Source organism: Streptococcus sp. HMSC068F04 (assembly GCF_001837455.1).
In the GTDB taxonomy this organism is placed as follows: Bacteria; Bacillota; Bacilli; order Lactobacillales; family Streptococcaceae; genus Streptococcus; species Streptococcus salivarius_D.
Genome location: NZ_KV832480.1, coordinates 1 through 8,049 on the forward strand (window position 1 = coordinate 1; position 8,049 = coordinate 8,049).

At 37.0% G+C, this 8,049-nt stretch carries 8 protein-coding genes; all 8 read right to left on the reverse strand.

The annotated features are described in order from the left end of the window. Window positions 1-72: 72 nt before the first annotated feature. The 8 genes from rpmH to HMPREF2571_RS04460 all read right to left on the reverse strand — a co-directional run bounded on the left by rpmH (window position 73) and on the right by HMPREF2571_RS04460 (window position 6,999). Window positions 73-207: a 50S ribosomal protein L34 gene (gene rpmH / locus HMPREF2571_RS04425; RefSeq protein WP_002885866.1), complete on the reverse strand. Its 135-nt coding sequence runs from the start codon at window positions 205-207 to the stop codon at window positions 73-75. 195 nt (window positions 208-402) lie between these two features. Then, window positions 403-966, reverse strand: coding sequence for an NAD(P)H-dependent oxidoreductase (locus tag HMPREF2571_RS04430; protein WP_013991221.1), 564 nt, complete (start codon window positions 964-966; stop codon window positions 403-405). Continuing rightward, on the reverse strand, window positions 963-1,559 hold the full coding sequence (locus HMPREF2571_RS04435) for a TetR/AcrR family transcriptional regulator (RefSeq protein ID WP_045001390.1): 597 nt from the start codon (window positions 1,557-1,559) through the stop codon (window positions 963-965). The genes HMPREF2571_RS04430 and HMPREF2571_RS04435 overlap by 4 nt, the downstream gene beginning before the upstream one ends. Window positions 1,560-1,690: 131 nt before the next feature. Beyond that, on the reverse strand, window positions 1,691-2,734 hold the full coding sequence (gene jag, locus HMPREF2571_RS04440) for an RNA-binding cell elongation regulator Jag/EloR (RefSeq protein ID WP_013991223.1): 1,044 nt from the start codon (window positions 2,732-2,734) through the stop codon (window positions 1,691-1,693). Between the two features lie 11 nt (window positions 2,735-2,745). After that, window positions 2,746-3,552, reverse strand: coding sequence for a membrane protein insertase YidC (locus HMPREF2571_RS04445; RefSeq protein WP_013991224.1), 807 nt, complete (start codon window positions 3,550-3,552; stop codon window positions 2,746-2,748). Between the two features lie 115 nt (window positions 3,553-3,667). Next, complete coding sequence (gene rnpA, locus HMPREF2571_RS04450) at window positions 3,668-4,003, reverse strand: ribonuclease P protein component (RefSeq protein WP_002891957.1); 336 nt, start codon at window positions 4,001-4,003, stop codon at window positions 3,668-3,670. Window positions 4,004-4,087: 84 nt separating this feature from the next. Next, on the reverse strand, window positions 4,088-5,473 hold the full coding sequence (argH, locus tag HMPREF2571_RS04455) for an argininosuccinate lyase (RefSeq protein ID WP_041817286.1): 1,386 nt from the start codon (window positions 5,471-5,473) through the stop codon (window positions 4,088-4,090). Window positions 5,474-5,799: 326 nt separating this feature from the next. After that, window positions 5,800-6,999 carry an argininosuccinate synthase gene (locus HMPREF2571_RS04460; protein WP_013991226.1) on the reverse strand — a complete coding sequence of 400 codons (1,200 nt, stop codon included), beginning with the start codon at window positions 6,997-6,999 and terminating at the stop codon, window positions 5,800-5,802. Between the last annotated feature and the right edge of the window lie 1,050 nt (window positions 7,000-8,049).

The window sequence follows — 8,049 nt, forward strand, 5'->3', positions numbered from 1 at the left end:
TCGGAGCGAAACGGACTTAAAGTCACAAAACAAAAAGCAACAGTCTCGAGCACTGTTGCTTTCAATAATGTCTTAAGCTGAAAGAACTTTACGTCCTTTACGACGACGAGCTGCAAGAACACGACGTCCGTTTTTAGTTGACATACGGTGACGGAATCCGTGTTTACGTTGACGACGGATTTTACTTGGTTGATAAGTACGTTTCACGTTGAATACCTCCTGATAGATTTTCGTATTCGTTTAGCCGGCTATTTTTGATCAGTTACTAAACATACCATACTATTTTATAGCAATAGCTTAATCTTGTCAAGAATTACTTAGATATTAATTTCATTATATCTTCGATGCCCGGAGGCTAGTGATAACTGTAAACTACAATGCCGTTCCTATATCATCGCTTGCTCATAACCTTCTTGCTAGTTTAGCTATTTTCTTGAGTACCTCTTTTCGCTTATGATCACTCATATACTCAACAGGTGAAACCTGGGTAACTTTGACCGGTTTAATACCACAAGGTTTTAGGACTTGAAATTTTAGGACTTTGCTATAATCTTGAACTAAAGGTAGAACAATCTTTGGTGTATTGTGGGTTGTAATAATCCAAGCTTTCCCAGTCAATTTACCATCCAATCCACGGGGTGTATTTTCATAGGCAAAACCAGCAACAAAAACTCGTTCAATAAATCCTTTCAAGATAGCTGGCATTCCACTCCACCAAGTTGGAAAAATAAAAATCAACTGATCTGCCCAAGTTATTAAATCTCGATAGTCTTTCATAGCTACATCGTGCGCTAAGTCTCTTCTCCTATGTGTTGTATCAAAACGTAAAACAGGATTGAACTTCTCTTTATACAAATCTAGAATCTTTAACTCATGTTTAGACGATAAATTTTCTTTAACAGTCTCTAGTATAGAGGCATTGTAGCTCTTATCGTTTGGATGGGCGTAGATAATCAAGTTTTTCATTGTTTAGCTCCTTTAACATAGATGTCTAACATAGTACTAACAGTCTCTTCAATAGTGTTACTATTGAAATTATCACCAATAGGACTCCTTACCAAAACGGCTAATCCAGTAATAAAACTCCAGATATGAACTAATATTTCTGCCTCACTACCCGAAATATTCATGTTACTTTTCAGCTCCAGAACCACACTCTTAAAGTGCTCAAACCCTGGTAAATGGGCATTAACAGAGATACTGTCCCGAGTGAGCTCCATATAATTGAAAGGAAACTTAATAAACAAGGCCTCAAAACTATTTGTTTCTTTTTGAGCAAATGCCACAAAATTACAGCCCATTAATACTAATTGACCTCTTACATCAAGCGAAGAGTCTACCCCTTTTGTCAGATACTTCAAAAAGATCTCAGATAAATGCTCCAAAACTACCTGAAGATATACATCCTTATTTTCAAAGTGCTTATAGGGTGCCCCATGGGTGACCCCACATCTTTGAGCCACCGTTCGGATAGATAGTTGATCGACACCTCTTGTTCTTATCTCCTCGACTCCAGTTGCGATTAACTTTTCCTTCAATTCAGCAGTATTACGTTTCATTTTGACTCCTATTTCCATCTAAGTAGACAGCGACTACCTTTTAAATAAAGTATACACCGTCTACTTTTTGTTGTCAAAAAAACTAGCCTTCAAATAAGACTAGTTTCTGTAAGCAATAAACGCTATTGTAATCATACTTTTGTCACAACAACGTAACGATTAGGATCGTCCCCTTCCGAGTGACTTTCAACACCTTCAATTTGAGAAAGTGCCTTATGGATAATTTTTCGTTCGCTATTCGTCATTGGATCCATAACGTACTCTCGACCTGTTTCTTTTACTTTAGCCGCCGTTTTTTCTGCTAAATCAATCAAAGTCTCTGTGCGTTGCTCCAAATAATCACGAACATTAAGAACAACACTAAAACGTTTAGAATGACGATCGTGCAAATAATTTTGTGCTAAAAGTTGTAAAGACTTGAGAACCTTGCCATGATAACCGATAACACGACCAGGTTGGTCTGTTTCAATCTGAATGATAATATTGCGACGATTGTGACTAACCTCTAGACTAGCATCAACATCCATTTCATAGATAATTTTTTCGAGGTAAGATAAAACATCATCTGCAGCCCCTTGAATATCTTCTAAATTATTTTCAGAAGACTCATCCGAACTAAACTCAGATGCCACAAAAGAACTGAAATCTCCTTCAGAAGTTTCCGGAGTTTGAACTTGAGCCACCGGTTCTAGTTGGGGCTCAAGCGAATTTGCCATAAATTCTGTAACATCCCCTTCTGATGACTCACGTTTAACAGATAGAGGAATAATTGTTGCCTTTGGTTGCTCCTGTTTCTTATCTGGCAACTCTTCATCAAGAGTCTCTGTAGAAACTGGTTGCTTTAAGTCTTCATGTGCAATTTCCTTATTATCTGAAACCGTAACAAGTTTTGTCACTTTATTGAAAGCAATCGTTTCGTCTTTTGGACTTGCGACAGAATCGTCTAATTGTTTTATAGCATCAGGAGCCACTTTAACGGTGTTTTGATTTGCTTCATGAGTTATCTTTTCATTTATTGGTTCAACACTAACTCGAGCTGGCTTCTTTCCGAACCCTAGAAAACCTTTTTTCTCACGAGAAATCACCTTAATATGAGCCTTCATACGAGGTAAATTAAGATCTTTCAAACCTTTTTCGATAGCTTGTTCGACTGTTCGTCCAGAATAGACAACCATAATAAGCCTCCTTATTTACGTTTATGCGCCTTTTTCTTGGCACGACGAATCTTAGCTTTACGTTCTTTTTCTTCCGCTTCCAAACGATTACGTTCTTCAATGATTTTAAACGGATTATTAAAAATCAAAATCTGAACAACTTGGAAGGCGTTTGAAACTGCCCAGTAAAGTGCTACCCCTGAAGAAATCTGAGTTCCAAACCAGAAAATAAAGATTGGAAGCATGATATTCATAACAAGAAGCATTGCACTACGATCTTTAGCCGCCTTATTTGTCAACCAAGTTGAAAGGAAGGTGAAAGCAGCCGCCAAAATCGGAAGAATAAAGTAAGGGTCTTTCTGACCTAGGTCAACCCAGAGGAATGTTCCTTCTCGCAATTCTGGCACTCTTGTGAGCGCTCCATAAAGAGCCATCAAAATAGGAAATTGGATCAAGAGAGGAACGAAGCTTGCGTAAGGATTTACACCATGCTCTTTATAAAGATCTTGTTGTGCATAAGCAAGAGCTTCACGATTCTCGCGTCCAGGATACTCACTCTGCAAGCGACGTAACTCTGGCTGCAACTCTTGTAGTTCACGGCTTGACTTAATTTGGCGATTATACAAAGGAATCATTACTGCACGAATTAAGATCGTGAAAATAATAATACCTAATCCAATAGAACCACCAAATGAAAGCCCTTGAATAGCCTTCCCAAACATTAAAATAAGACGTTCCCAAAGGCCTGTAGAGTGACTTGTAACATCACTTCGTCCACACGCGGACAAAAGCAAGAGAGCTCCTGCACCTAAAACAGATATATTAAGTTTTTTCTTCACTAAAAACTCCTTTTTAATACGATAAAGAACTGCTTCGCTTCCATTCATTAAGAGTATCTCAAAAATCAGGAGTGATCTTAGTTTATCCTACAATGTAAAGAAGCAAGACAATCTTCTAGTCCTTATATAACTTTGCTATTTTTAAGACATGAACGAGATTGCTATAAATGTCTTGATAACTTAAGTCTTCAACACCTTTACGAGCAATAACGACAAAATCTTGATGTTCTAACTGAGATGACATGTCCATTAGTGCATGTCGTAGACGACGTTTTACCCGATTCCGAGTAACCGCATTACCAAGACGCTTACTGACTGACAAACCCACTCTAAAATGAGGTAGATCACGATCCAGACAGTAGACAACAAATTTTCGATTAGCAACACTGTGTCCTGCATCAAATAATGCTTTAAAGTCTTTCTCTTTCTTAACGCGATAAGATTTTTTCAAAATGCGACTCCAAACTCAAAATTAGTACTATTATATCATAAATAGCAAAAAAGCCCAAAACCTTATGGTTAGGGCCTTAGAGACTTATTTTTTTAGAGCTTTTTGAGCTTCTTTGATTTGCCATTTAACCTGGTCAAAACCAGTTCCACCAAGGGAATGACGACGTTCAACAGCTGTATGAGATTTAAGTGTCTCATAGATGTCCTCTTCAATTAGGTCTGAAACTTCTTGATAACGTTCGAGAGGAACATCCTGAAGGTAATAACCAGCTTTGGTACACTCAAGGACAAGCTTTCCAACAATCTCATGTGCTTCACGGAATGGTAGGCCTTTAGATGCAAGATAATCAGCCAACTCTGTAGCATTTGAAAAATCTTTCTCTGTTGATTCTGCCATATGTTTGTCATTAACAGTCATTGTATTGAGCATGCCTGCGAGAATATCAATAGCGACAGTAATCGTTTCTACCGTATCAAACATACCCTCTTTATCTTCTTGCAGATCTTTATTGTATGCCAAAGGTAATGACTTCATCACCGTCAACAATCCAATCAAATTGCCATAGACACGACCTGATTTCCCACGAATTAGTTCTGCCATATCTGGGTTTTTCTTTTGAGGCATAATAGAAGAGCCTGTTGAAAAAGTATCAGATAGAGTTACAAACTTAAACTCGTTAGAACACCAGTTAATGATTTCTTCACAAATACGTGTCATATGCATCATGAGAATACTTGAGTTTGACAAGAATTCGAGAATAAAGTCACGATCGGAAACAGCATCCAAGGAATTGCTATATGGTTTTGCAAAACCCATTAAGTCAGATGTCATATTACGATTAATCGGGAAAGTTGTTCCTGCTAGTGCAGCAGCTCCGAGTGGAGAGATATCCGTATGCTTGATATTAAATTCAAAACGTTCGGCATCACGTGTAAACATGTTGTAATAAGCCATCAAGTGGTGACCAAAAGAAATCGGTTGTGCATGCTGCAAGTGAGTGTAGCCTGGCATAATTGTATAGGTATGTTTGTCTGCTAGATTGACCAAAGTAGCACGTAAGTTATCGAGCTTCTCAATAACTTCCACTAGTTTGGCTTTTAGATACAAGTGCATATCCGTAGCTACTTGGTCGTTACGTGAACGTGCTGTATGAAGTTTTCCTGCTACTGGTCCAATTTTAGCTGTCAAAAGACTCTCCATATTCATATGAATATCTTCATTGGAAACATCAAATTCTAGTTTACCAGCCTTATATTCCTCAAGCAGTTCTTCCAAGCCCTGTTTAATTTGCAATGCTTCCTCTTTGGTAATAATTCCTGTCTCACCGAGCATAGTAACATGGGCAATAGACCCTTTAAGGTCAAACTCTGCCATTTTTTGGTCAAATGAAATTGAAGCACCGAATTCTTCTACCCATTTTTCAAGACTAGCTTCGAACCGACCGCCCCATAGTTTATGATTTTCTGCCATAGTTTTATTTTGAAGATTTCCCCTCACTGGGATAATCTTTTATCCTTTCTTAATACTTATAACAAGTAACGACCTCTTTGGTCACAATAACTTAAATGAAAAAAGCTAGATAGTATTTGTCTAGCTTAATTTGTCTCTCTGGACACTTGTTTTCCTAAAACCCGATCTCTGTCGTAGTTTATTTAGGCTCGTGACGCCTCTCAGAACGCCTTAACGATAATAATATAAGTTATAAGAAAAGAGTATCAGATGTGGCTCTCTGTCCACTTTTATCTGATAAGAAGCGTTTTTCTTCTAATAGCCTACTTTTCTTATGAAATTTGTCATTAATTGTCAAATGGATGGTTAACTTGTGAATTAACCTGAGTTGGAAGACCCCAAAGCTTGATAAATCCAATCGCAGCATCCTGATCAAAGCTGTCAGCTGATGTGTAAGTAGCCAAGTTTTCATCATACAATGAATTAGCTGATTGACGTGCTACTACTTGAGCATGCCCTTTGTAAAGTTTAACTTTAGCGATACCATTAACAACTTTTTGTGTTTCCTTAATATAAGCAATGATAGCTTGTGTTGCTGGGCTAAACCACAAAGCATTGTAGATAAGGTTTGACAATTCATTTTCAAGAATTGGCTTAAAATGAGAAACTTCACGTACCAAAGTTAAGTCCTCAATTTCTTTATGAGCTGTCAAAAGGGCGATAGCTCCTGGACATTCATAAATTTCACGAGATTTGATACCTACAAGACGGTTCTCAACGTGGTCGATACGTCCGACACCATGCTTACCAGCAATAACATTCATCTCTTGAATAAGGTCAGCCAATTTCATTTCTTTACCGTTAAGAGCAACTGGTTTCCCTTCTTTAAAGGTTACATCGACATATTCAGCTTCATCTGGCGCAGACTCTGGTGAATTGGTAATCCCAAAAGCCTCTTCTGGAGCTTGATTCCAAGGATTTTCAAGAACACCACACTCATTAGCACGTCCCCAAAGGTTTTGATCGACTGAGTAAGGATTATCAAGGTCTGCTGGAACTGGAACACCATTAGCCTTAGCATACTCAATTTCTTCCTCACGAGACCATTTCCATTCACGCACTGGCGCCACTACTTTAAGACTTGGGTCTAGGGCAGCAATGGCAACTTCGAAACGAACTTGGTCATTACCTTTACCAGTACAACCGTGAGCGATAGTCGTTGCTCCTGTTTTATGAGCAATCTCAACCAATTTTTTAGCAATAATTGGACGACTAAGCGCTGAAACCAAAGGATATTTTTGTTCATAGTAAGCGTGAGCTTGAAGTGCTGGAAGCACATAATCTTCAACAAACTCATCTTTAACATCAAGCACGTATGACTCAACAGCTCCAACTGTCAAAGCTTTGTCATGGATAAACTCAAGATCTTTACCTTCACCGACATCCATACAAACAGCAATAACATCATAATCTTTTTTAAGCCATGTAATAGCGACTGAGGTATCAAGACCTCCCGAATAGGCAAGAATAACTTTCTCTTTTGACATAATATTTTTCTCTTTTCTTATATTTTCTTGTGGTTGCTATCTCTATCAACCTTACGAGACTAATTATATTGCATATTTATTCACCTGTCAACACTTTTTTGTTATTTTTTTATATTTATTTCATTTTTATTTATTATTCTGACCTAAAAAATGCTTAATCCTTAATTTTTATTCAATTTTATGCAAGGAATGGTAGAAAATAAAAAAACACTCTTGAAACTATACAAATAGATTCAAAAGCATCTTTAACTATCTATCTTCTAAAATGCCAAAAGGCCTGTACAAAGTACAGACCTTTTGAACAACAGCATCATCGGTAGAGAACACAACAGCAATTTTAGATAGAATGAATGAGGGAAATTATTATGTTTAAGGGACTAACTTAAACCATACATTCTTCTTGCTCTCTAACCTTGATTACATTATAGCATGCAACCCCAGGATGTATGTCGCTATTTCCTAAAATGTCGGATTTCACTCACAGAATGTATTTTTTATCTTAAACTACAATAATTCCTTAAAAACAAAAAACAGCTTGATTTCTCAAGCCTTTTAATGTCTATAAAAAAGATATGTAATTGGACGAGCGGCCAATAAAAAATGGGGATTAGGAAAAAGTTATATAAAAGTACATTATTTATTTTCATAAAGTGTATGTAGATTTCAATAAGATTGACGATGTCTCATTCCGAATCACATATCTTGGTTATATCATAACCTTTTTCAATTTAATTGTCTATACGATTTCATAGAATGTCATTTTTTTGTCCTGAACTGTAATTCTTTAGTATTTTTTTTATAAATTATTAAATTTCATTACTAAAAGACATCTATTTAGTATTTTTATGAAAACCAATTACTTATAAAACAATCAATCATCTACAAAATAGTGATACATCACCCTTAAATTTAATACTCCCTGTCAACTGTAGTGGGTGACGAAAAGCTAACATCTAGAGAGGACCGAATAGGGAGCCCACTGAAAAAGTCATAAATCGATGGATTTTTTGTTATGCCCAATGCACACTTTCCCATAGAATACTTCATAAG